This is a genomic window from Neobacillus sp. BP17, from assembly GCF_059579525.1.
The window spans coordinates 3,099,301-3,122,805 of the sequence record NZ_CM184198.1; the positions used below are offsets into that span (position 1 = coordinate 3,099,301).

Sequence of the window (23,505 nt, forward strand, 5' to 3'; positions counted from 1 at the left end):
ATAATATACGCTCAGTTCAACTTTTGCAATTAAAAAAACCTGAAAAATTATGGGTTTGTAATCATGTATTAAATAATGTACTATATTTTTATACTATTAGTACAATTTGAAATAAGTGGTGATTTTATGAATGACCGAAAACTGCATGTGGTAAATATGGCTCATCAATTATTTATCGAAAAAGGATTTCAAGCAACGTCTATTCAAGATATTTTAGACTATAGCGGGATTTCCAAAGGAACATTTTATAATTATTTTTCGTCTAAAAGCGAATTATTAATCGCTATTTATAAAACAATTTACAAGAAACTAGAAAAGGACCGAAACGATTTATTAATCGGTCAAAACCCGGCCAGTATTGAGATTTTCATTAAGCAAGTGGAATTACAAATGATTTCTAATAGGAAAAACAAATTACTTGCCCTTTATGAGGAAGTACTAGCATCAAATGACGCAGATCTCAAACAATACATCAAACGGGCGCGTTTAAATTCGCTTCGTTGGTATTACAATCGGTTTATCGACATCTTCGGTGAAGACAAAAAACCATTTCTCTTGGACTGTGCGATTATGTTTCAAGGGATAATCCAATATAATATTCAATACAATCGATTGGCCCATGAATCGGGTGAAAAAGTAAGTAGTGTGGTCCGCTACTGCGTCGCGCGAATGGTTAAAATGGTTGATGAAGTGGCTGAATCAGGGGATCAATTAATCGAACCTAAAACTTTAGAAAAATGGGTCCCTGATTGTCCAAAAAACAATCATGAAATATTAACCCAGTTGACGAAATTAGCCTTAACAATAAGGACGTCAATAACCAAGAGTATTAAGGATTTAAGTGAGCAAAACAAATACCATGAACTTTTAGATTTTATACAAGAAGAAATCATCCATACAAGATCCCCAAGAAAGTTTCTTATTCAAAGTGCCTTTCTATCTTTAAAGCAAAACCCAGCTTCACTTTGGAAAAAAGAACTTGAGCAGCTTGATGAACTGATTGAGGCTTTTTATAGTTCTAGTGAGTCGGAAGATACAAACCCCTAATCTAAGGATTAGGGGTTTGTATATGTAAGGCTTTTATTATTTGAAAAGCGTTGTTGAATTTCCCAAATAAAATAATTCCTAGAATATTGTTTTACAACTACGATTGCATCTTCACCATTTTTTGTAAATATAAGCCCTGATCCCATCTGTTCTTGAAACTTCCACCCTTTTGATTTCATATATTTTTTTACAACATTATAATGGCTATTACCGTTACTTTCTGATAAGTATTTGCTTCGTTTCTCAGTTTTTGAGAAAAGTTCAAATTCAGAATCAGATAAGTGAAGCTTTATAGCAGAAATCATTAATGGGATTGGATTCCCCTCCTGAAAAAGTGCAGAACCAAAACTACTGACAACTAGAACAGATCCTGTGACCGAAACGATCACTAAGGTAATGGCAATTTTTCTAATCCACTCCACCCGTTCGCCTCCCTATATATCTCGTTATATAATTTGACGAGGGATGGATAATTTTGGTTTCGGATAGAAATATTACATTTTCGTTAAAATAGTTTTTAGGATGTACGGCTAATAATCAAATTTCCGATAAAATAGGATATTTTTTAAAGGTATAGTTGTAAGAATAGGGGGATCATAACAGACATGATCAACGCAGAAGTAATCATAGCAATACTACCCATGACCCCCTCTATTTCTCCCCATTCAAAGGCACGGTTGGCACCAATTGCTTGAGCAGATGTTCCTAACGCTAACCCCTTAGCAATTCTACTTCTAATCCTAGTTACATTTAAAAGAAAGGGACCAATCATTAATGAAAATATCGCAGATATACAGACAAATAAAATCGTCAGTGACGGAATCCCTCCTAATGTCTGGGATACTGATAAAGCAATTGGAGCAGTGACCGATTTTGGAATAAGTGACAACATTATTTCCTTATTCATGTGTAAAAACTTCGTCAACAAGATAATTGAAATTACACCCGTCAATGTACCAGGCATGACCGCCCAGAAAATAATCAGGAAATTTTTCTTAATAATTCTCACATGTTTATATAAGGGAACTGCCAGGGACACGGTGGCAGTTCCTAATAAAAGGGAGAATAATCCTGTTCCAGATGAATATTGGGCCACTTGTACATGAGAAAGTGTCAATAAACACATGATGAACACTGTTACCGTATATAACGGATTTAACCATGGCTTTTTATAAGCTTTAAATACCTTATTCCCTGCTGCATAACTTATAACAGTTATGCCGGTACACAACAATATATTAGAGATTATTGTTCCCATTTTGTTTCCTCCATTTCCTTTTCGTTTCTAAATACTCAGCAATAAAAGCTGTCACAAGAAGAACAACCAAGCTGCTTGCTGCTAGGATGATGGCTAATTTGATTCCTTCTACTCTAAAAATCCCTGCAAAATGCCATACACCTATTATGAAAGGAATAAATAAAAGTGTTATATGTTTAATATGCAGCTGGGCTGCTGTTTCGACCCATTGGAGCTTACATAAACCCGACACCAATGCAATAAATAAAAGTGCCATTCCAACAATACTTCCAGGGACAGGAAGTTCAAGCCAAGTAACGATCCTTGTTCCAGTTAAATATATAACCAATATTGTGAGAAACTGAGCAATAGTACGAACCATTCGGCTCACCCCCTGTTTTAAATTTAACCACCCATTTTTTTTATGGGTTCACAATTAATTTCTCTAACGTCAGTATTACACAACTATTTGAGTTTTTCTGTATACATGGAATAATTTCTAACATGAATTTTATTAAAGCGATTAAATTGTTGTTAGATAAACTTCCTTTTAATTCCGTGTTCCCGATGATTAATAAAAAACCGATTCCACGTAGTAGGAATCGGCTAAAAACTAAATATTTGACTATCTATTTAAGAAAGGATTTAGGCATGACTACAGCGACTACCTCGCCACGAGCACAGAGAATATCATTCGCATACACTTCTGTCTCAACCTTAAACTTTTTAGGATGTATTTCATGGACACTGCCGATTGCTTTTAAAGGGATCCCATGTGGAGTAGGCTTGAGAAAGTTCACATTTAGTGAAGCCGTCACGAACCTTGGGGGCTCTGTACCATCACCCGCTTCATGTCCATTTTTACAATGGAGTGCCAATGAAGCAGACCCTGTTCCATGACAATCTATTAATGAGGCAACAATGCCGCCATAAACAAAACCAGGAAGCGCTAAATGCTCTTTTTCTGGTGTAAAAATAGTTATAGTCTGATCACCCTGCCATCCAGTCCGAAAATGATGTCCCTCTTCGTTCAATCGACCACAGCCATAACACCAGGCAAAATCATCCGGATACTCATCTTGAATTGCATTTACAACCCTATCTTCCATTAAACTTCTCCCCCTTAAAAGAAAACGCTTTCATTCACATAATAGCACTGAAAAAATTATTAGGTCAACCAATTAACTAAATATTTGAAATATGAACTATTTTCACATGGTGCCTGACACCAACAGTCCTAAAATTAACCGGAAAGCAGTAAAGTATGTTGGATTTTTAATAGAAGGAATAGAGCAGTCATATCAATAAGGTTTATTGAAAGACCCCTTGTGTTACAAGAGGTCTTCAAACTCATTTAAAACTATTCAAACAACTTAAATGACTACACAATGGTTTGCTTCTGGTTTAACTGATCCATGAAAATACCAACAAACTTTCGACACCGCTCAATGTCATTCATTTGTAAATTCACCTCAATCTTAAGGGTGACAATTAATTTGGTGTGAACGTACAACATATCTCTAAATTCATCAACAGCGCCACAAAACTTCGGATAGCCACTATCTCCTGTGCCTACGATACCCGTCATGGTCCTCTTCACATCCATTGTTTCGAAGGCACGATATAATTCCATCATTTCTTGAGGAATTTCCCCATTTCCCCAGGTATAGGTTCCAATCACAACAGCCTCGTAGTTGATTAGGTCTCTAATTTGAATTTCTTCTATCCGATAAAGAGTGACATCAAACTGTTCTACTAAAAATAACTTCCAAATTAAATGAACAACTTCTTCTGTATTTCCTGTTTTAGAAGAATATATGATAGCAACTTTCATAATTCATCGAAACCGTTGGATTGTGTAACCTTTGCATAGGTCCTCGACTTCTGCTCAAAGAAATCGGATTTTGTTTCATTCATCATTTCATCACTGAAAACATGGATCCACGGCATCGGGTTATCTCTTTCTTTAAATAAGTTCTGTAATCCAAGCTGCCGGAGCCGCTTATTAGCAAGATATTCGGTATATTTTTCATATTCGTCCAAGTTAATACCTTCTATATCCTTCAAAATGACATGGGCCCATTCCTTTTCCAGCTGGACTGCTTGTTCTACCGATTTATACACATAATCCATATTCGCTTCAGTATATAACTCCGGGTTTTCTGATAAGAGTATCCGGAGAAACTGGGCCATAAAATATGCATGCTGCATTTCATCTCGTTGTATATAACTAATCATCGTACTGGTCTTAAGCATTTTTTGCTGACGGGCAAGGTGATAGAAAAAAGCAAAACCAGCATAAAAATATATACCCTCAAGATTTATAGAATTCACTCCAAGTTGAAATAAATTTTGAGGTGTTGGATTCTTTCTGAAACTCTCATATGCATCTAAGATCAGATCGTTTCTTTTTCGAACAAGGGGATCATTTTTTGCTTGATTGAACCTTTCTTTTTGTTCATGGATGGGTACAAGAGAACTTAATATGTACGAATAGGACTCATTATGCACCGCTTCCTGCTGAGCAATCACCGCGAATATTGCTTTAAAACTAGAATCTGTCACATAGTCCATCACTTGAAACATGGTAGGTGTTTGCAGGCTATCTAAGGAAGCAAGTTGTGTATTAATTCGTAAGAAAACATCTTTTTCTGTTGCACTAAGAAGATCCCATTGTTTAATATCATCTTGCATATTAATTTCTTGTGCTTTCCAAAAATTTGATAACAATGTTTGATATAAATCGTAGATCTGCGGGTAAGCAATATCATTCCAGTTGAGCAATCCAGATGATTGTCCGTTAATAATTCCAGTGGATTTATTAGGAAAATCAGGGTTTAGCAATTTAATTCTAGGCAGTGGGTTGTGAATATCCATATAAATAGTTCCTCCGATCGATGTTAATAGTTGTTAACTGTGGCATGCCTCACATTCTTCAATTTCAGTTTGGGAAGTGCTTCTGACATAATAAGTGGTCTTTAAACCTTGCTTCCAAGCTTCCATATGAAGGTTTAGCAAGTCTTTTGCCTTTATATCGTGCCTTACATAGAGGTTAAAGCTAATACCTTGGTCAATATGGCGACCTCGTGCGGCATTCTGTTTAATGCTCCATATTTGATCTAATTCATGTCTCGAACGACGATAATATTCGTATGTTCTATGATTTAAATCAGGTGCAGTCACTGTAAATTTAAAGTTCTTCTTTTCCTCTGCAAATTCAACTGAATAGATGGGATCGATTCCATCTGTGGAACCTCCTATTTTCGCCGTTGAGGAGTTGGGTGCAATCGCCATCAACCAACCATTCCGGATCCCGTGAATTGAAAGATCCCTCTTCAGCTGATTCCACCTATTTGATTTGTAACCTTTCCGTTCAAAATACTCTCCGGTATGCCATTCAGAACCACTAAACTGGCTATAAGCCCCCTTCTCCTTTGCCAGCTCCATTGACGAACTGATAGTATGGAACGCAATTTCCTCATACAAACGATCTGCATAATTAACCGCCTCACCAGATTCCCAGTACATCCCTTTTAATGCTAATAAGTGGTGCCAGCCAAATGTACCAAGCCCAACGGCTCTGTACTTTTTATTCGTAACCTGAGCCTGTCCAACCGTTATGGTATTTAAATCAATCACGTTATCGAGCATTCTTACCTGAATACGAATGAGACGTTCTAAGACATTCGCCGGTACTGCTTTTGCTAGATTAATAGAAGATAAATTGCAAACAACGAAATCTCCTGGTTTCCGAACAATCACGATATGCCCTTCATCATTCTGATATTCGTTCACAATCGTCGTTGCGGACATATTTTGAGCAATTTCTGTACAAAGATTACTGCAAAAAATGGAAGTTCGACCTTTACCCAATACATGCTTATTTGGATTTTGTCTGTTTACTTCATCACGATAAAACATGTACGGGGTGCCTGTCTCTAATTGAGCAACCATGATCCGTGTCATGATATCCATGGCACGGTAAGTTTTGCGAGGTAGAAGCGGGTTAGCTGCGGCCTCTTCATATTTTTCGGTAAAATATTTAACATCTGTTTCATCATAAAAGTCCTCTAGTCCAAGCGGATTCCCCTGTTCATCCTTCCAGCCCATCATTTGTTTTACTTGATGAGGACAAAATGTATGCCACTGTCCTATACTTCTACCGTGCTCATCTTTCACTTCCAACTTTTTCATAAAGAGGTCTGGTATGGAAACACCTGTGAAAATATCATGGGCTTTACGGCGTTCATCCCCATTATTTGTTTTCAAGTCAAGAAACCCGTTCATGATATCTTTATGGAACAAATCAAGGTACACAGCAATGGCCCCTTGACGCTGACCTAACTGATCAACACTGACAGCTGTATCATTTACCAATTTTATCCACGGAACCACACCAGATGAGTTTCCTTTAAATCTCTTAATATCGGAACCTAGGGCGCGAACTTTACCATAATAGATTCCAATTCCTCCGCCATCTTTACTTAACCGGGCAATATCCCAATTATTTAAATAAATGCCATCAAGTGAGTCATCTACTGTATCAATAAAGCAGGAAGAAAGCTGCCCAAAGCTTTTCCCCGCATTTGCAAGAGTCGGTGTGGCAACCGTCATATATAAATGACTTAATGCCCAATATGCCTCCTTCACAAGATGCAGGCGTTCAGTCATTTTTTCATCCTTCATGAGGGTCATTGCAATAATCATGAACCGTTCCTGGGGAAGTTCATAAACATTTCGATTATAATCTTGAGCAAGATAACGATCCGCTAGTAAAAATAACCCTATGTAATTAAATAATAAATCATGTTCTGGATTTATCTCTTTCGCCAGCTGGTCGATTTCATCCTTACTATATAAGTTTAAAAGATCATTAGAATAGATCCCTATATCTGTTAATTCTTTTATTAAGTTATAAAAATCTCCATATTTTAGAGAACGTTCATATCCGCGACTTTTTGCAGCCTTTCCATATAGTTCATTCAGATATAAACGGGCAGCGACAAATGTCCAATCCGGCTGGTCCATTGCGATTTGATTCACTGCATATACTAGAGCTTGTTGATTTGCTTCTAGTTCTGTTACATCAAGTTGACTTAGTTTGTTTCTAAGTTCCATTGTATTAATCTGATATTTCTCTGAAACTTGTTCTATAGATTCTAAAACGTAATTATGTTCAGATTGCAGTTCCTCAATTTTCATTTCATTTCCCCCTATAATAAAAAAATCCGCTCAACGGGAATTGAGCGGATGAAACGATAACATTACAAAAGGAAATAATTAACTATCCATGCCTCCTGTCGCCACCGTTCATCTTCTCAATCCCCGAAGAAGTTGAAACATCTTAAGAAAGACAGGTCTCCTGACTCATGCTTCTATCTACTTTGAACCCTTCCCATATAAGTACCTAATAGATTAGACAATCTTATACAGTGGTTTGTTCATTTCGTCAGCATTTACAGTTGCGGGGGCAGCTCTGGATTTACACCAGATTCCCTATTAAGCCACAATGGGCATCTTCTCTTAAGGCTAACACAATATATAGTTGTTTTTTTAAAAATAAAAACAATATGTAGTGAATCAATGTTATTAATAATAGTATAGTCTTTATGATATTTCAAGTCTATTATTTTTTTAAAATGAAACTAATTTGATTGAATATCCGTATATGAAGAAAGACCAAATTGAAAAGAGGCATTTTTATGGGGAACATTATTCTATTTACATTGATTATTGGGATAGCTGCTGCGCTTGTTCTAATACCAATTTTTAAACCTGAAAAGGAAAGTAAAAAAGAGGGAAAAACACTCAAAATCGGCGTGTTCATTGCACTTGTTTTGATACTCATGATAGCAGTGTTTGTATTCTATTATTTTACTAATTATGATAGAAATTTCACCTCGGTATGGCCGTTAGCTATTCTCCTAACCGCTGTTGGGGCCGTTCTTGCCAAAGGCACAGAAAGAGTACTTAAAGGAATTCTCTTCCTTGCAAGTCTAGGCCTTGGAATTTATTTCTTAATCGCATTTATCTTTAATGCTGATCAAAAGTATGAAGTTGCCAAGATGGATGAAAAGGTTGAAATTCAAACTTTTGATGAGAAAGAAACACCTGCCAGTGTTCCACCGCAGTTTGCACGCAATAAAATGAAAAAAGCGTTTGGACAAGTTCCGAACACAAGCTATTATGAGCTTGGGAACCTGCAAATTCAAAAGCTGAACGATGACTATGTATATATTGCACCTGTGGAGTTTTCCGGATTTTTTAAATGGTGGAAAGGAAACAGTACACCTGGTTACTTTACCTTAAGTGCAACGGATTCTAGTGCGAATCCTAAATTCATCAAATCAGAAATGATATTTACCCCTTCCTCTTATTTTAATAAAAATATTGAGCGGCATATTCGTATGAAATATCCGAAGAAAATTTTCTTTGGCGGTGTTCAATTAGAAATTGACGAGAATGGAAAACCCTTTTACATCCGTACTTATGGGAAGTTTATTTCCGCCCGAAATGGATTTACAGCTAAAGGTCTGGTTGTCGTCGATTCTAAGAATGGTGCAATGAAAGATTATCCATTAGCAGATGTCCCGGAATTTATCGATGGCGCAGTTTCGCCAGAAGCCGTTAGTTTGCAAAACAGCTACTACGGGAATCTTGTTCATGGATTTTGGAATAGTGTCTTCGGTAAATCTGACGTGAAACTTCCATCAGATGAAGGCACGGAGTCAAATGTAAGCCCCATCTTTGATGAGAATGGACAGATGTACTATTTTACAGATTTCACTAGCCCGAAAGAAGGCGTCGATTCCATGCTCGGGTACTCGCTGACCAACTCACGAACAGGAAAAGCAACATTTTATACCGGAAACCCAGAGCAATCTTATATGGATTCACAAGGGGCATTGCAGATCATTGAGAAGAAATTTATTGAAAAGAAATGGCTTGGGCAAATGCCGATTCTCTACAATTTTTATGGTGAAGCCAGTTGGTTAACACCTGTATTAGACTCAAATGGTTTTCTGCAAAATTACTTCATTGTTTCTGCAGCGAATCCAGAAATCTCCGTATACGCCAGCACTCCTAATGAGGCCCTTAAGCAATATAAAACCGCCTTACAAAGGGGCAAAGGTACGGTAGACGGAAGCTCGAAAGCACAAGAAAAACAAATCACCGGTACAGTGATGAGAGTCTATAAGGAGAAAAACGGGGATTTCACCATTGTCTCCTTCTTATTAAACAACCGCCAAAACTTTATCATTTCTTCCGAAAAGGCTCCACTCGCTATCTACCTTAAAGAAGGGGATAAAGTTAACATTCGCTACCTCGACACAGGCGAAGACTTCCTTCCTGCCAAAGAGTTAGCAATCGAAGCCTTACAATAGGGAAACAAAAATAGGGTGTCAGGCACCAATTGGTGCCTGACACCCTATTTCTCTTTACTGAACCTTTTGAATACGATTTTGAATGCGATAAGTGAACGGTTTAGGCTGGGCTGAGATAAAGTTGACTAACGCATCCAGGTCATTAGGACCCACTTCTTTGTTTTGAGCTTGGGTAAATACAGTAAATCCGTCCCCGCCGCCAGAGAGGAAAATATTCGCTGTCACAGTATAAGATTTATTTGGATCGATTTCTGTGCCATCTGGCAATTTAATACTAACTATTCTTTGTCCGATTGGTTTATTCGCATCCCAAGAATACGTTAAACCAGAAATTTGCAGCATGTTTGTCTTGGTTGCACTCCATTGCTGATTAAGCAAGTCACGAATCTGCTGCCCTGTCATCGTCATTTTTACAAGATCATTATTAAAGGGCTGAACGGTGTAAACTTCTCCCCAAGTTATTTCTCCAGGATCAATGTCAGCCCGAATTCCGCCAGGATTCATAAACGCGAATTCCGTTTTTAGCGCATTTCTTTGTGCATCGGCAATGAAACTCCCAAGGACAGACTCTCCATTCTCATTTTGTTTAGCTGTTAAACTTTCAGCTGTAGAGCCGATCACCCGATTAACGATGGGTCCCACTTTTGCTTCATAGCCCTCAATCATTTGTTTAATCTCTGGATCGGGCTTCATCCCCTCCTGGAACGTGGTGACAATCTCTGCTGATTTTGAGACTATCTCTTTTGTTTTTGGATCAATCTCAATATCCACATCCGAAAATGCAGTGCCATAGGAATACGATTGCACTACTAACTTATTATCGATGGTTGCGTTCATATGGGCGTGATTATGTCCGCCAAAAATAATATCCACTTCATCGTCAACCCGATTGGCAATATCCACCAGCTGCCCAGTTGGATTCTCTCCATTGGGACCGGAAGTACCTGGGTTATGGGCTAAAACAATGATTGATATTACACCTTGTTTTTTCAATTCGGCTACATTCCGATTGATTGCTTCTACTTCATCAGTGAACTTTAATCCGGCCACTCCACTTGGGATAACTACTGTTGGCGTCTCGGTAGTAACAACACCGATAAAGCCAATCGGCATTCCATTTACTTTGATCACTTGGTATGGCGGCAGGATTGTTTTTCCTGTTTTTTCATCGATTACATTCGCAACTATCCAAGGAAAATTTGAGCCGGCAAATTTTCCGGTTTTCGGATGTGATCCACCCTTAATCAGGCGGAGCAGTTCCGTTACCCCTTCATCAAATTCATGATTACCAACAGTTCCGATATCAAAACCAAGTTTATTCAAGATTTCAATCGTCGGTTCATCCTGTAAAAGGGCAGAAACTGGCGGACTAGCTCCAACCATGTCACCGTTTTGAATCAACAGTGTATTTTTGTTTTCTGCTTCACGCTGTTTTAAATAGGCGGCTAAATAATCTACCCGTCCAGCTGGTTTTCCGTTAACATTCCGAGTTACATTTAATTGTCCGTGCAAATCATTAATTCCTAACAATTGAATCGGAATGTAACGATTATTCGCTGCAGGCGCTTTTTTCTTAGGATTTTTCGTTTCTGGACGATTAGATTTATGCCCATGGTAGTCTTCTGATAAGCCTTGATTCTTTGCTTCTGTTGGCTTTTGTCTGCTAGACCCAACAGACTGGGATTGACGTACCGTTTGATCTTGGTGTTCCGATTCTTTAAGGTTACTAGCTGCCACACTTAGATTTCCAAAGCCCCCGATTAAAATTACGAGAGTTAACGAAATAAATGCTTTTTTCAACCAATCCATGCGTGCAAATCCTCCCACTATTTAATGAATGAACCATGGTATTTTTTGTTTTCAATGGAAGGAATATGCACATCTACATATCATAATTAGAAAAAGCCCACTATTATGCTTCAACTTCATTGTTGAAGACAAAATTATGGGCTTTTTAAATCGTATTAATGTCGTTAAACGACCATCAATTCTGATAGTTTATTTGCGTATTTTATGACAAACTTTTCAATTTTCTTTGTATCGTCTGGGTGAAACATATGCCCAGAATTCTCATACCAAACCAATTCTTTGCCAAGCGGAGCATCAAGTTCCTGAAAAAATTGCTCAACTGGTCTACCGTATACATGAATATCTTTTGCCCCATGTAAAAAGGCCAGAGGGACTTCTATTCTTTTTGTTCTTTTAAAATCAACATGTGCAAAATCCTCCACTAATGCTTGGGTGTAGGTTAGTTTGTAGGAACTATAAAGTGTATGGAAGATATCTTTCATGGAGTATTCTGAACTATTTAAGAAAAGCTTTAAGCTGCCAAGGATGCCTGGGTGCTTCACGGTTTTACTTTCATAAACCATCGAATTATATTTTATCAGTGGCCTGCGGAAATCTGTCCATTGTTTCAATAACAAATATGGCGGGCGGCCTAATTCCTCTAATTTCTTCAGTGTTTTCCAATCTTTCGCTTTTTCGGCCCGAGCCTTTAACCAATCAAAACAAATCTGATCATTATCCTGCCAATTGATAATTTGCGATATGCCAAAATATGCGTGAAGTTTTTCTGGGTACCTGGATGCGATCGATAAACCGATAATCGTCCCCCAAGAATGGCCTGCTAAATAAACCTTCTCTTTTTTAAACCGACTTCTTAAGATATCGATTAAGTCATGACAATCCTGTATATATTGCTCAATTCGAAAGGACTCTTTAGGTGTATTTTTATGATAGGTTTTTCCAGCCCCCCGTTGGTCCCAAAACACCACCACGAAATGTTTAACAAGCTCCTTTGTAGAAATAGAAACAGCATAATCCTGGCCTCTTGAAACAACGCCCGGAACCGGCATACAGGGGCCGCCATGGAGAAACAACAACAAAGGCTTCGTTCCATCATTTCCCTGAATCAGAACAGAATGCTCTACTCCACCCAAGTTTATCTTGTCAACCAAGTCAATTCCCTCATCAGCAATCGTAAACTCTCGCTTCGAAAACAACCCCATAATTCACTCCCCCCTCTTTTTATGTAGTAAATGCGCATGGTGTCAGGCACCATGTTATTGTTTCGCGATCAGAGCTTGGAAGGCTGCTGATGTTCTTACTTCAATGGTTAAGGCTCCTTTTTTGTAGATGGATTGGATGATAAAAGGTGCACCTGTCGTATTTTGAAATTTGAAGTCTGGGCCGCCATAGGAGACGGTGGCATCTCTGCCCGCAGGGACATAACCTACTGACAAGGAATGGTGATGTTTTTCAATATAACTAACACCTAATTGGTCCACTGAATTATACAGAGTGGAAGAAGTCTGGCAAATCCCCCCGCCAATACCATCGACTAATTGTTTATTCACGATTTCCTTTGCTTTTTGATATCCATGTTCGGCATCACTTGGCCCAACTGTCGTGTTAAAAGAGAAAATATCGCCGCTTCCCACAATAACATTATGGATTGCCTCTGCTGACAATTTGATATTTTTCGACCTTCCCACTACCCCACTGTTAAATCTGGTGGTATAGGTTGCAACGACCACTTCCCCTAATTGCTTCACATCTTCCGGCTTATACCCGCTCTCAGTCACATAAAGAGGCAGTTCCACATCTCCTCCCGCTGCCGATGCAGTTAACACCCTTTCAACCAACTCGGATTCTTCTAAAATAATTCTCGGTTTCCCTTTAATGATTTGACCGTTTGAGTCGATCTTATCGAGAACCATTCGTTGATCATAGCCAGGGGTAGTTTCCGTTCCTCTTGCCAATTCCTTTGCCCACTTTTCTAGTTCCTTTTTATACGCTTCGTTATTAGTTCCAAACCCCATGTCGGCTGGAAGAAAGGTTTTGATAATCGATTTCGTATTGGGGTCGATTACATTAACAGTAATAGGTTTTGGTTCTTCTTCCTTTTGGGGTTCTCCTTGAGGTGTTTGAACCGAATTTTGCTTTGGTTCTGTAACTTTTTCTTCAACCGCTTTTTCTTTCACTGATTTTTCTGTACAACCGGCCAATCCTAAAAAACTACAACTGACTAAAACTGCAATTAACCACGAGCTTTTTTTCATTTCCCCAACCTCTTATCCAATATTTTCATGCTTGATTTTGACTTCCAAATGAAGTCCATTCATTCTCCGATTTTATTCGAGATAACCTGTCAATATGATTGATAAGTGTTTCAAACATGAAAAAAGCCCCTATTAATTAGGAGCTATATATCATAAGAAATTATTTAATTTTCTGTATACTGGTTTATCTAATATTACTTTTCATTATAGGCTGAATCACTTTTGGTTCAGTTATAGTAAGTTCATTTTTCTTATAGGCATGCCAATAGGCCATTGCGATAAATACTGATCCGCCCACCGCATTTCCAAGAAAAACAGGGATAAAATTCTCTAAATAGGCTAACCAAGTAAAATGGCCTGCAAAAATCGCCGCAGGAATCACAAACATATTAGCAACCACGTGTTGAAAACCAATCGCGACAAAAGCCATCGTCGGAAACCAAATACCGGTAATTTTTCCGACCATATCATTTGCTCCATATGAAAGCCATACAGCCGCAGCCACTAGCCAATTACAGCCGATCCCTGAAATGAAAGCTTGGAGAAAAGTGGCTTCTAATTTATGGTCAGCAATACTAATCGTTCTTTCCAAAAATGGTCCTGTTTCCGTTAGTCCAACCAAATGTCCAAAAAAGTAAGCCACAAATAGGGCCCCGACAAAGTTACTAAACGTTACAAGGAACCAATTATAAATAACCTTCCTGGTGCTAATCTTATTTGCCATACTTGCTATTGGAACTGCCATCATATTCCCAGTTAACAGTTCTCCACCAGCTAACAAGGTAAGGACAAGACCAATTGGAAAGACAGAGGCACCAATCAAGCTGCTTAATCCTTCTATATTTCCTGTAAGAGTTGCTGTTACACGGATGAAGAGTAAATAACCTAAAGCAATAAAGGCTCCTGCCTCAAAACCCAGGATCAATGTTCGTAGCAGCGGGTAATTTGCCTTTTTCACTCCATTCTCAATGGTAATTTCCATAATTTTTTCGGGTTTACTGTACCCCATCAGAAGGACTCCTTTTAAATAAACTAGATTCTTTTAGATTGTGAAATATTTAACATATTTATTTTATAACAAATTCTTCTAAAATCCTGTGAAAATTTCTTTAACTATTTTTTAGCGCTTACATTTATCTTTGTATTCTTGCTTTTATACTCAAAATTACTTACTTCCCTCTTTTAATAGAGGTATACTGATATGGAGATAGGAATAACAAATCCAACTCATTTCGCCACACTTTAAAAAAATAACAACCTTTACACCATCAGAATATCGTCAAATGAACAGAATTGAATAAAGAAAAGAGGCTTTATTATGGATAGAAAAATCATTTATTGGAGTTTATTTGTTCATGGCCCATGGGAAATGTATCTTGCAGCAACAACCCAAGGACTCTGTTATGTTGGATCAGACCATAAGGGCTTTGAGGAATTAAGGGACTGGGTGCAGAAAAAGTTCCCTCAGCACCAATTGGAACCAGACGATCAACGAATGCACCTATATGCTGACCAATTCGCTGAATATTTTCAAGGAAAAAGGACGAAGTTTACTTTTCCAACCGATTTTTATGGAACTCCTTTTCAACAATCTGTTTGGAACGCATTAAATGAAATTCCTTACGGATCTACACATACATACTCGGAAATCGCAGAAATCCTTCAAAAACCTAAGTCAGTTCGTGCAGTGGCCTCTGCCATCGGGGCAAACCCAATCTTAATTACGGTTCCCTGCCATCGGGTGATTGGAAAGAACGGAAAACTCACTGGATTTCGTGGCGGTTTGGAGATGAAGGAAAAACTGTTGGATTTAGAAAAATTTGCTTCCAACATGAAGGGATTGTAAGCCCATGCCAAATAATATTTCTGACAGGATTGAATCACTAGATTGGGATAAGTTGCATCACCTGCTAGAAATACAAGGATTTGCAAAGCTGCCTCCATTATTGGATCCGCTTCAATGCCAGGAAATGATTAAAACATACGATGATCCATCCAATTTCCGCAGCACGATAAATATGAAACGATACAGATTTGGGGAAGGAGAATACAAATACTATCAAGCGCCTCTCCCACCTTTACTACAACAACTCCGTACGGGTTTCTACCCAGAACTGGCAAAAGCAGCGAACCGCTGGTTGGAGATCCATTATATGTAAAAAGGCAGAAGTCTCTAATGGGGGCTGTCGAGAAAGTCTCGATAGTCATTATTTTTTCACTGGAGCATTCCAAATATAAAGAGATTGCAACACACTTAGCCAGGCTTGAAAAAGTGTGTTGCAATTAATTAGGTTGAGAATCCCCCTGTTGATTGGAGCAGAAGGTGCGAAGACTCCTTCGGGAGTACGGGTCTGGAGAGACCCCGCAGGCGCCATGGCGCCGAGGAGGCTCGCCGGCACGCCCGCGGAAAGCGAAGCACCTGGAGCGGAAATCAACAGGCCCAATCGCAGAAACCATATATCAATAAAAAATTGCCGAGAAAAATAACGTTTCTCGACAACCTGAGGCAGAAGTCTCTGCCTTTTTATTTTATATATGATTTTGAAACATAACCTGTCGTTTTGCCATATTTGATTTTATACCATGAACCAGTTGTCGAAACAACCGTTACGGTTTGATTTTTCTTTAACGTACCAATCACTTTGCCTTTAGTGGAGGCTGAGCTGCGGACATTCAGTCGGGTTACAGTCACTTTTCCCGTTTTCATTTTGACAACTTTTTTAACTTCGAAACTAGTTGTCACGCTCGAACGATTTTTACTTGTGTCCGTCGCAGATATTACAACCGAATATTTCCCATTACCTAATGATTTGGTATTGTATTCCTGATTAATGGTCCCTGCTTTTGTTTGGATATCTTTTTTCAAGTAGCTTAGGATTTTACCGGAACTGTTTTTAATATACACCGTTACCTTTGCGTTTTCGTTAGTTTTAAAAGTAATGTGGGCTTTATTATTTTTGTTATCTATGCTTGCTTTAACGCCACTGAATTTAGGTGCTGTCTTGTCTTTTTTTACTTCAAAAGATGGCAATGTCGAAGATCGGTTATTACTCAAATCAACGGCAATAATTCCTGCATAATATTTTCCGTTAGCTAAAGAATAACTGTTATATTCTTTGGTAATTGTCCCTGCTCCTGTTAGTGCATCTTTTAATAAATAGGTGAAAATCTTGCCTTTGCTGTCCTTAAGATAAACTGTTACTTTTGCCTTTTCGTTCGTCTTAAAGCTAACAAATGTTTTATTTTTCAAATGATCGTCATTTACTTTGACTTCACTAATCGTTGGAGCAGTTTGGTCTAAAACTGGAGTCATTGGCGTTTCCTGAACCGGTTTAACTGCCGCTAGTTCTTCAGTTGTACCAGTTGTCTGTTTTGATGGTTCTGGTTGTTCTGTCGCATCTGCTGCTTTCTGTTCGGTTGGTTCAGCTGGAGTTTCTACAACAGGCACAGGTCTGTCACCATACTCTTTTACAATGGATGCACCATCGTAATAAAAGGCAAGAATCTGATTGTATTTTTGGCCTGCTTCGGCACGATTCTGTGCACCCCATTGACTTAACCCAACACCATGGCCGTCACCAAATCCGGAAACTGTAATGGTTCCGTCCGTATCTGCGATGTTTGAAACAAGATAACTCAACATCATCCGATTGCCGACCATCGCACGAATCTGTGAGGCTGCTACATTTTTATATTCTAATTTTTGCGGAATATAAGCGCCATTTTCGTCAATTTTATCTTTTGTTAAAAATTCAACCGTTATATTTCCCTTGGAAACACGATCGCCAGATGTTGGGGTGTGCAAGTTTAGTACAGGTATAGCTGTAATTTTAATTTCTTTTCCAGCATAGCCATGCGTGGCCATCCAAGCTTTTATCATATTAATAATGGTAGTATCTTTTTCTTTCATTTGGGTCCATGTCAAATTAGCGGGATTAAATTGCTGTTTATTTATGGAGAATTTCCAAGCAGTTTTTGCATCATACGGATCTTCTTTAATCGTTAAATATGAGAGTGGCGAGGAACCCCAGACATTGGCATTTGATTCTGTTTTCCCGCCATTACTTGCAGAGAAAACGGCACTAACTAGCCGGCCATTTGCCTTTAGGACTTCCCCTTTTGTTTCATCCACTGCAGCTGTACTATTGGGATTCCAAGTATAACCACCATAAACTTGATAATTAATCGTATCATCAATAGTTACTGATTTATAAGTAAGTGCATAGGTTCTTGCCGCTATCGCTTGCGTTTTTAATGCTTCACGGTTCCAACTGGCATACATTTCAGAAGGGACAACACCTTTTAGGTAATCTTCCATGTAAATCTCGTTAATCGGACGAACATACTTAGAATTTTCAGGGACAAATTGAAATGAACCTAAATAATTCCGATTATTAATCGATAAATAATCGGTTTCTTTGGCAGGTTTGATTTTAAGGTTATCTGAGGTAAATAACGGTGTGGTTCCATCTAGTATCGTTATTTTATTATTCTTATATTGTAATAGATAAGACTTTCCAGAAGTTAATCGTACAGTTGAATTCTCGACATAATAAACACCTGATGGTTTGATGGTTAACTCTGCTTTATTTCCGAGATTATTAACCAATTTCACTTTAATCTTGGGTTCTATGTTTTCGGCTGAGACACCACCTAATTTTATCATGTTACATACTATTAAAAAGGCCAAAAAGCCTGCAAACAATTTTTTCAATATCATTCTCCATTCATAAAAGTATGAAGTTCATATAATAGCATACTTTATGAATCTATTAATAAACAACATGATAATATTGGTAAGTCATAAGTCCTATATTTTTGTAAAAAATAAAAAAACTCACCAAAACTGGTGAGTATTATTACCGAGCAGTAATTTGAATCCATTTAGGTCCGGAACTGGTAGAAATTTGATACCAGCCGTCTCCTCTATCAACAAAAACCTTAACTTTTCGAGGAGTGATTTTTCCGCTTGACTTCGCGGATACAGACGGCTTGCTATAAAGTTTTACCGCCTTGTTAATTTGGAGGTATTTCACTGGTTTCGGATTTATATAAATCTATTTCGCTCCTAAAGTCGTATTAATTAAGTACCATCCATTTTTGCTTTTTTTCATAACCTTTACTGTTTGCGGAACGATCGTTCTCGTTTTTTTCATCGAAATGGTAGGCTTGTCATATAAATTCACATCATATTTAATCTTTAAATTTGATATGATCGGCATTAGAGGAATTATGGAGAGGTTTTTAGTTCCGCTCTTTATCCATCCATACCCTTTCCCATATTTTATTTTATACCAATCACCAGATTTTGCGGCGATTTCAACATTTTCTTTTAATTGTACATTTCCTATTTTAGGTGCCGCATTATATGGGAAGTTTTTTACATCAAGTCCAGGTTTGTATGTAATCTTTCCTTTTACTAGATATGTAGTTTGTACAGGTGACGGAACCTTCGCAGTAACCTTCGGCACGGTGGTAGTAATTAGTTCATGATGGACACCATCCCTGCTTTCACTAATAAACTTTAGACCCGCTTGCTTTGCTATTTTTTTGAGAGATGCACTTACGAAGTGTAAGCCATTTAACTGCTTTCCTTTTTTATCAAAAATTATGGCATCAAAAGCAATTCCTCTTAGATGTGGTGCTTTTGTGCTAGGCTTAGCAACCATTGTCCCCAGTTCATGCTTGCTGCGTACCGACCGTATACACTTTGACGAAACCCCATTTACAATTTCATAAAAGTGCTTTTGATATTGATAGGGACGATAGACGGATTTATATTGGATCTTCCAGCCTTTGGCTTTCAACAATTTTTCATAAATTATCTTGGCCGAAAGCAGATTGGGATGAACATTCTCCCAAATCACCATTTCCCCCTGATCCATTCTAATTGCAACAGGATCTGTTAAAGGCGTCAACCCTTTACACGTTGAAGCTAGCACTTTATCACTAGGATTAATTAACGGAAAAACTAGTGCTAATATCATGATATAAATAAAAATTTTAATTAAAAATTTTATTTTTCCTCCTATTAAATTATTTTCCTGATTAAATATGACTATATTATTATATCAAAATTCACATAATAATCTATAATTTTACAAGGAAAAAATACCCATACCTATCTTTTTTCTTATTTCTTCCGACAAATATCTACATATTTCGAGTTAACTCAGCAACCCCCCTAAAAATATGTTACAATTAAAAAAGATACTGATATTTCACTTGACCGTTTTGGAAAAACAGAAAGGGTGTTTTCATGGAAGATTTTATCGAAACAGTTTATTTCTTAGAAAATCCTGAGAAGAATATTACTAAATTCGCAACTGGCACCCAGCTGCGCTATGAGGACGTAATAAAAGAGGTATTTGGCGTAGCTTGTATTAATGATTTGCATATGATGCTTCAGTACAATAAGAGCTTTCAGACGAGCATTTGTAACAGCCATGGGATTAGTGAAAAGAAGTTAACGCTTGATAAAATCCTTCGTGTTGCTTCAAAACTAGATATGCTTCGTTTAAAGAAGCAACTCCTTAATCAACAATATGATAAAATAATTGATGAAACACACCAAGAAGATGATTTGCCGATTGAACGCCCCTTTGATGCAACAATTAAACTCCAAGAAGGAATTTTCCAATGGGATGACAGCAATTTTTCATATAACGCAGTTAAGCCAGGTGCCTGACACCTTTGTGGTAAATAAACTACAAAGGCTAGGTGCCTTTTTTCTTTGGATCAAGTGGTCCAATCGAAATTAAAAGCACCATCCAGGTATGGACAGTGCATTTTACGTTTTGACAAATTGTCAAAAATTGCGTTTAATTAATCGGTCTGACTAACTATTTGTTACTCTATTCAAAAAGGTCAACGTCCTTGCAAATGCATCCCTTGCATACTTTGGATGATAAGTAGGATTTGTATCATTGTAAAAAGCGTGTTGGGCATAAGGATATACAATTGCCTCAAATGATTTCTCATGCTTCTTCATTTCTTCAGCGAAATCAGGAATTAAGTTTGTAATATTCTGATCTTCCCCACCATAGAATCCGAGAACTGGACATTCGATATTAGCAATATTTTGACGGGGTGGACGTCCGTAAAATACTATCGATCCCGCATGGTTAGGATCCTGTGCTGCTAGAACTGCGGAAAGAGCGCCACCTAAACAGAAGCCAACAGATGTAACAGGCATTCCTTTTGTCTTTGGCAGTGTATTTCGTGCATAGTCAGCCGAATCTTTTAAAATGCGGATGAAATTCTCAGATTTATTTGGATCTAACTTCCCAAACAGAGTATTTAACGTGGTGCGCAGTGTCGCTTGTTTTTCTTGTGGCTGCTGCAGGATAGCATTCTCACGTTCAGAAGGATTAAACCAAGATGTATGTGGAATGGAATGTAAAAAGCTTTTCGCTTCAACAATCCTTTCCTCACTTAGTTCTTCTGATCGAATACCTTGATCAGCAAACAAATCTGGTGCAATGGCAACGTATCCAGCAGCTGCAAACCGTTCGACAACATTTTGAATGTGAGCATCTACTCCCCAGATTTCTTGGATTACGAGCACGGTTGGCCGTGGTTCATTTACAGGCTCAATTGAAGAAATATAGGCTCGTACCTTTCCGTTTGATCCATTTAAATATTGCCATTCTGATTGTATCGGCATATTACACCTCACTGTTTTGATTTTTTGTATAGATAAAGCATACTACTTCCTACATAATTTACCATATTAAGTATCCAAAAATAAATAAAATAGAAATAGAATATAAAAAAGCAGTCATTAATAGGCATTATTTTAGAGTGGCCTACTATAAAAAAACCTTCCATTCGATTAGAAGGAAGGTTTAGGGTTTTATATAAAGTTTTGTAGGCGCTTTAATATATTAGCGACGTTTTTTCTTATCTGCCTTAGTCAATCTTCCTAATAAAAACGCTCCTGCGGCAACACCGATCACAGTATTTGTTTTTTTGTTAAAGATTTGCTTTGCGACAAGGTTTAAGTTTTGAGGCCGTTCGGCAAGACGTCTCATGAAATAACCGTACCAATCATTTCCAAAAGGAACGTACGTACAGAAGTTATAGCCTTCCTTTGCCAGTTGCAACTGCATGTCTTTTCTAAACCCATAAAGCATTTGGAACTCAAATTTGTCATTCGGAATATCGTGCTTCTTTACAAATTCCTTCACATGCTGGATGATTCGATGATCATGTGTTGCAATCGAAGTGAATTTCCCATGTAACAAATGCCATTCGGCAATCTTAATAAAGTTGGCATCAATATCTTTTTTATCTTGATAGGCGATTTCTGCTGATTCTTTATAAGCACCTTTTACAAGACGAATACGGAAATTTTGAAATCTTTCAAGGTATTCTTGTGCATTGTGAAAATAGGATTGAATTACAGTCCCGACATTATTATACTCTAACGATAGATCGTCCAATAAATTAAAGGTTGGTTCAAGGTGTTTGAAGTCCTCCATATCAATATTGACAAAAATATCAAATTGATGTGCTTTATCAACGATTTCTCTTACATTATTTAAACAAAATTGATAATCAATATCTAATCCTACTTGCGTTGGTTTTAAGGAGATATGTGCATCCACTTTATGCTCATGAATCGCATTGATGACGTTAAGAATATGTTCTTTTGCTTGAGTCGCCTCTTCTTCTTTAAAAACAAATTCTCCTAAGTTATCAACTGTACATGAAATGCCATGTGCATTCAATTCTTTAATACTTTGGATTACTTCAGGTATATTGGTACCGGCTACGACACTTTGTGCCCCTAGTTTTAAGCCATATTTTTTAGCTGTACTATTTAAAAATTGATTTTGTGATAAGCCCATAAAAATGTCTTTCAACATAGCGATTACCCCTTGCTGTTGTTTTTCCCTCATTATAGCATACGCTTTCATTAATATTTATTTTGCGAATTTTCGAACTTAAATGCTTTAGTAGAAAGATAATGCAGCGTCCTGCCGGTCGCACAAAAAACAGCCCAAAGGCTGTTTTTTCATACGATTCTTTTGGTGTCAGGCACCATATTAGCTTTTATCGTACCCATCGCGTGATCGGTATTGCTGCGGAGCACGAGTTGGATAGCGTGCTGGAAAACTAAACATATGGACGAGTTGTGTAAACGGTATGGATGCGAACAGTATGAATGATAATATTACATGGACCTTGAATATGGTAGGTATCCCCAGCATAAGCTCTGAGAGCGGCTGAAAGGTGAATAAACTCCGAAACCATGGGCCAATGGTTAATCGATACTCGTAGGCTACCACGGTGTAACTATAAATGAGTGTCATATAGGTACCAATGGCCGCGATGATGAGTAATAGCACTATCGTGAAATAATCTCCAAATGTCGTATGAACACGTACCTTTGGAAAAGAAAACTTTCGAATAATCATGACCACTAAGCCGATTACAACCATAAGTCCTGCAACCCCACCGCCTGCAATGGCACCAAAATGATAGAGATGTTCATTAACTCCTATGGCTTCATAGAACCCAATTGGAATTAAGACACCCATTATATGCCCAATAAAGGCAAAAATAATCCCATAATGGAAAAGGACTGAACCGATTCGCAGCCATTTTTTTTCAAAAATCTCTGTTGAAGGGGCATACCAGCTTTTCCCTCGAAAAATAAAGCGATAGAATGTCCCAACAATGAGAATGGCACCGCATATATATGGAAAAATCGTCCACCAAAAACTGAATTCCATTTCCAACCTCCTTCGTAGACTAACTTAGAAGC

Annotated in this window: 21 protein-coding genes and 1 riboswitch; of the genes, 5 read left to right on the plus strand and 16 right to left on the minus strand. The window is 37.9% G+C overall.

Features of this window, described 5'->3' with window-relative positions:
• The first annotated feature begins 126 nt into the window (after positions 1 to 126).
• Positions 127 to 1,047 (plus strand): TetR/AcrR family transcriptional regulator, encoded by a 921-nt coding sequence (locus AC4QJR_RS15035; RefSeq protein WP_098571305.1) that lies wholly within the window; start codon positions 127 to 129, stop codon positions 1,045 to 1,047.
• Positions 1,048 to 1,055: 8 nt separating this feature from the next.
• Here AC4QJR_RS15035 and AC4QJR_RS15040 read toward each other — a convergent pair whose 3' ends face one another.
• The 7 genes from AC4QJR_RS15040 to AC4QJR_RS15070 form a co-directional block, all read right to left on the minus strand.
• Entirely contained in the window at positions 1,056 to 1,469 is a 414-nt protein-coding gene (locus tag AC4QJR_RS15040) for a hypothetical protein (RefSeq protein ID WP_496523335.1), read from the minus strand.
• A 143-nt stretch (positions 1,470 to 1,612) separates the two neighbouring features.
• Complete coding sequence (locus AC4QJR_RS15045; RefSeq protein WP_496523336.1) at positions 1,613 to 2,305, minus strand: LrgB family protein; 693 nt, start codon at positions 2,303 to 2,305, stop codon at positions 1,613 to 1,615.
• Positions 2,286 to 2,666, minus strand: coding sequence for a CidA/LrgA family protein (locus AC4QJR_RS15050; RefSeq protein WP_496523337.1), 381 nt, complete (start codon positions 2,664 to 2,666; stop codon positions 2,286 to 2,288). Before AC4QJR_RS15050 ends, AC4QJR_RS15045 begins: the two co-directional genes overlap by 20 nt.
• A 247-nt stretch (positions 2,667 to 2,913) precedes the next feature.
• Entirely contained in the window at positions 2,914 to 3,393 is a 480-nt protein-coding gene (locus tag AC4QJR_RS15055) for a PaaI family thioesterase (RefSeq protein WP_496523338.1), read from the minus strand.
• A 272-nt stretch (positions 3,394 to 3,665) separates the two neighbouring features.
• The gene (locus AC4QJR_RS15060; protein ID WP_496523339.1) at positions 3,666 to 4,118 is read right to left on the minus strand and encodes a flavodoxin domain-containing protein; all 453 of its coding nucleotides are present in this window, start codon (positions 4,116 to 4,118) and stop codon (positions 3,666 to 3,668) included.
• Positions 4,115 to 5,161 carry a ribonucleotide-diphosphate reductase subunit beta gene (locus tag AC4QJR_RS15065; RefSeq protein ID WP_496523340.1) on the minus strand — a complete coding sequence of 349 codons (1,047 nt, stop codon included), beginning with the start codon at positions 5,159 to 5,161 and terminating at the stop codon, positions 4,115 to 4,117. The genes AC4QJR_RS15060 and AC4QJR_RS15065 overlap by 4 nt, the downstream gene beginning before the upstream one ends.
• Positions 5,162 to 5,194: 33 nt before the next feature.
• Complete coding sequence (locus AC4QJR_RS15070; RefSeq protein ID WP_496523341.1) at positions 5,195 to 7,486, minus strand: ribonucleoside-diphosphate reductase subunit alpha; 2,292 nt, start codon at positions 7,484 to 7,486, stop codon at positions 5,195 to 5,197.
• Between the two features lie 134 nt (positions 7,487 to 7,620).
• A riboswitch (cobalamin riboswitch) is annotated at positions 7,621 to 7,820 on the minus strand.
• 166 nt (positions 7,821 to 7,986) lie between these two features.
• Between AC4QJR_RS15070 and AC4QJR_RS15075 the strand changes: the two genes are divergently transcribed.
• Positions 7,987 to 9,669: a hypothetical protein gene (locus AC4QJR_RS15075; RefSeq protein WP_496523342.1), complete on the plus strand. Its 1,683-nt coding sequence runs from the start codon at positions 7,987 to 7,989 to the stop codon at positions 9,667 to 9,669.
• 54 nt (positions 9,670 to 9,723) lie between these two features.
• Here the strand turns inward: AC4QJR_RS15075 and AC4QJR_RS15080 are convergent, their stop codons facing one another.
• The 4 genes from AC4QJR_RS15080 to AC4QJR_RS15095 all read right to left on the minus strand — a co-directional run bounded on the left by AC4QJR_RS15080 (position 9,724) and on the right by AC4QJR_RS15095 (position 14,742).
• The gene (locus tag AC4QJR_RS15080; protein ID WP_496523343.1) at positions 9,724 to 11,478 is read right to left on the minus strand and encodes a bifunctional metallophosphatase/5'-nucleotidase; all 1,755 of its coding nucleotides are present in this window, start codon (positions 11,476 to 11,478) and stop codon (positions 9,724 to 9,726) included.
• A 164-nt stretch (positions 11,479 to 11,642) separates the two neighbouring features.
• Complete coding sequence (locus AC4QJR_RS15085; protein WP_496523344.1) at positions 11,643 to 12,680, minus strand: alpha/beta fold hydrolase; 1,038 nt, start codon at positions 12,678 to 12,680, stop codon at positions 11,643 to 11,645.
• Positions 12,681 to 12,734: 54 nt separating this feature from the next.
• Positions 12,735 to 13,733, minus strand: a complete 999-nt coding sequence (locus tag AC4QJR_RS15090; RefSeq protein ID WP_098571316.1) for a VanW family protein — start codon at positions 13,731 to 13,733, stop codon at positions 12,735 to 12,737.
• A 184-nt stretch (positions 13,734 to 13,917) separates the two neighbouring features.
• Positions 13,918 to 14,742, minus strand: a complete 825-nt coding sequence (locus AC4QJR_RS15095; RefSeq protein WP_098571317.1) for a formate/nitrite transporter family protein — start codon at positions 14,740 to 14,742, stop codon at positions 13,918 to 13,920.
• Positions 14,743 to 15,051: 309 nt separating this feature from the next.
• Here AC4QJR_RS15095 and AC4QJR_RS15100 point away from each other — a divergent pair, with 309 nt between their 5' ends.
• Together AC4QJR_RS15100 and AC4QJR_RS15105 are read left to right on the plus strand one after the other, a co-directional pair.
• Complete coding sequence (locus AC4QJR_RS15100; protein WP_496523345.1) at positions 15,052 to 15,579, plus strand: methylated-DNA--[protein]-cysteine S-methyltransferase; 528 nt, start codon at positions 15,052 to 15,054, stop codon at positions 15,577 to 15,579.
• A gap of 4 nt (positions 15,580 to 15,583) precedes the next feature.
• On the plus strand, positions 15,584 to 15,892 hold the full coding sequence (locus AC4QJR_RS15105) for a 2OG-Fe(II) oxygenase (RefSeq protein ID WP_496523346.1): 309 nt from the start codon (positions 15,584 to 15,586) through the stop codon (positions 15,890 to 15,892).
• A gap of 365 nt (positions 15,893 to 16,257) precedes the next feature.
• Here the strand turns inward: AC4QJR_RS15105 and AC4QJR_RS15110 are convergent, their stop codons facing one another.
• Positions 16,258 to 18,447 carry a SpoIID/LytB domain-containing protein gene (locus AC4QJR_RS15110; protein WP_496523347.1) on the minus strand — a complete coding sequence of 730 codons (2,190 nt, stop codon included), beginning with the start codon at positions 18,445 to 18,447 and terminating at the stop codon, positions 16,258 to 16,260.
• Between the two features lie 343 nt (positions 18,448 to 18,790).
• Positions 18,791 to 19,603 (minus strand): SH3 domain-containing protein, encoded by an 813-nt coding sequence (locus tag AC4QJR_RS15115; RefSeq protein ID WP_496523348.1) that lies wholly within the window; start codon positions 19,601 to 19,603, stop codon positions 18,791 to 18,793.
• 389 nt (positions 19,604 to 19,992) lie between these two features.
• Here AC4QJR_RS15115 and AC4QJR_RS15120 point away from each other — a divergent pair, with 389 nt between their 5' ends.
• The gene (locus AC4QJR_RS15120; RefSeq protein ID WP_496523349.1) at positions 19,993 to 20,421 is read left to right on the plus strand and encodes a hypothetical protein; all 429 of its coding nucleotides are present in this window, start codon (positions 19,993 to 19,995) and stop codon (positions 20,419 to 20,421) included.
• Positions 20,422 to 20,571: 150 nt separating this feature from the next.
• On the opposite strand, the gene AC4QJR_RS15125 is transcribed toward AC4QJR_RS15120, so the two are convergent.
• The 3 genes from AC4QJR_RS15125 to narI all read right to left on the minus strand — a co-directional run bounded on the left by AC4QJR_RS15125 (position 20,572) and on the right by narI (position 23,473).
• Complete coding sequence (locus AC4QJR_RS15125) at positions 20,572 to 21,399, minus strand: dienelactone hydrolase family protein (protein ID WP_496523350.1); 828 nt, start codon at positions 21,397 to 21,399, stop codon at positions 20,572 to 20,574.
• Positions 21,400 to 21,619: 220 nt separating this feature from the next.
• Entirely contained in the window at positions 21,620 to 22,603 is a 984-nt protein-coding gene (locus AC4QJR_RS15130) for a proline dehydrogenase family protein (protein ID WP_496523351.1), read from the minus strand.
• A gap of 180 nt (positions 22,604 to 22,783) precedes the next feature.
• The gene (gene narI, locus AC4QJR_RS15135; RefSeq protein ID WP_375376860.1) at positions 22,784 to 23,473 is read right to left on the minus strand and encodes a respiratory nitrate reductase subunit gamma; all 690 of its coding nucleotides are present in this window, start codon (positions 23,471 to 23,473) and stop codon (positions 22,784 to 22,786) included.
• Positions 23,474 to 23,505: the final 32 nt, after the last annotated feature.

Excerpts from the sequence above, each read along its gene's own strand:
- AC4QJR_RS15070 (WP_496523341.1), bottom strand. The coding sequence starts at position 7,486 with ATGAAAATTGAGGAACTGCAATCTGAACATAATTACGTTTTAGAATCT.
- AC4QJR_RS15055 (WP_496523338.1), bottom strand. The coding sequence starts at position 3,393 with ATGGAAGATAGGGTTGTAAATGCAATTCAAGATGAGTATCCGGATGAT.
- narI (WP_375376860.1), bottom strand. The coding sequence starts at position 23,473 with ATGGAATTCAGTTTTTGGTGGACGATTTTTCCATATATATGCGGTGCC.
- AC4QJR_RS15080 (WP_496523343.1), bottom strand. The coding sequence starts at position 11,478 with ATGGATTGGTTGAAAAAAGCATTTATTTCGTTAACTCTCGTAATTTTA.
- AC4QJR_RS15060 (WP_496523339.1), bottom strand. The coding sequence starts at position 4,118 with ATGAAAGTTGCTATCATATATTCTTCTAAAACAGGAAATACAGAAGAA.
- AC4QJR_RS15130 (WP_496523351.1), bottom strand. The coding sequence starts at position 22,603 with ATGTTGAAAGACATTTTTATGGGCTTATCACAAAATCAATTTTTAAAT.
- AC4QJR_RS15125 (WP_496523350.1), bottom strand. The coding sequence starts at position 21,399 with ATGCCGATACAATCAGAATGGCAATATTTAAATGGATCAAACGGAAAG.
- AC4QJR_RS15090 (WP_098571316.1), bottom strand. The coding sequence starts at position 13,733 with ATGAAAAAAAGCTCGTGGTTAATTGCAGTTTTAGTCAGTTGTAGTTTT.
- AC4QJR_RS15075 (WP_496523342.1), top strand. The coding sequence starts at position 7,987 with ATGGGGAACATTATTCTATTTACATTGATTATTGGGATAGCTGCTGCG.
- AC4QJR_RS15050 (WP_496523337.1), bottom strand. The coding sequence starts at position 2,666 with ATGGTTCGTACTATTGCTCAGTTTCTCACAATATTGGTTATATATTTA.
- AC4QJR_RS15105 (WP_496523346.1), top strand. The coding sequence starts at position 15,584 with ATGCCAAATAATATTTCTGACAGGATTGAATCACTAGATTGGGATAAG.
- AC4QJR_RS15085 (WP_496523344.1), bottom strand. The coding sequence starts at position 12,680 with ATGGGGTTGTTTTCGAAGCGAGAGTTTACGATTGCTGATGAGGGAATT.
- AC4QJR_RS15035 (WP_098571305.1), top strand. The coding sequence starts at position 127 with ATGAATGACCGAAAACTGCATGTGGTAAATATGGCTCATCAATTATTT.
- AC4QJR_RS15045 (WP_496523336.1), bottom strand. The coding sequence starts at position 2,305 with ATGGGAACAATAATCTCTAATATATTGTTGTGTACCGGCATAACTGTT.
- AC4QJR_RS15115 (WP_496523348.1), bottom strand. The coding sequence starts at position 19,603 with ATGGTGATTTGGGAGAATGTTCATCCCAATCTGCTTTCGGCCAAGATA.
- AC4QJR_RS15100 (WP_496523345.1), top strand. The coding sequence starts at position 15,052 with ATGGATAGAAAAATCATTTATTGGAGTTTATTTGTTCATGGCCCATGG.
- AC4QJR_RS15095 (WP_098571317.1), bottom strand. The coding sequence starts at position 14,742 with ATGGGGTACAGTAAACCCGAAAAAATTATGGAAATTACCATTGAGAAT.
- AC4QJR_RS15120 (WP_496523349.1), top strand. The coding sequence starts at position 19,993 with ATGGAAGATTTTATCGAAACAGTTTATTTCTTAGAAAATCCTGAGAAG.
- AC4QJR_RS15065 (WP_496523340.1), bottom strand. The coding sequence starts at position 5,161 with ATGGATATTCACAACCCACTGCCTAGAATTAAATTGCTAAACCCTGAT.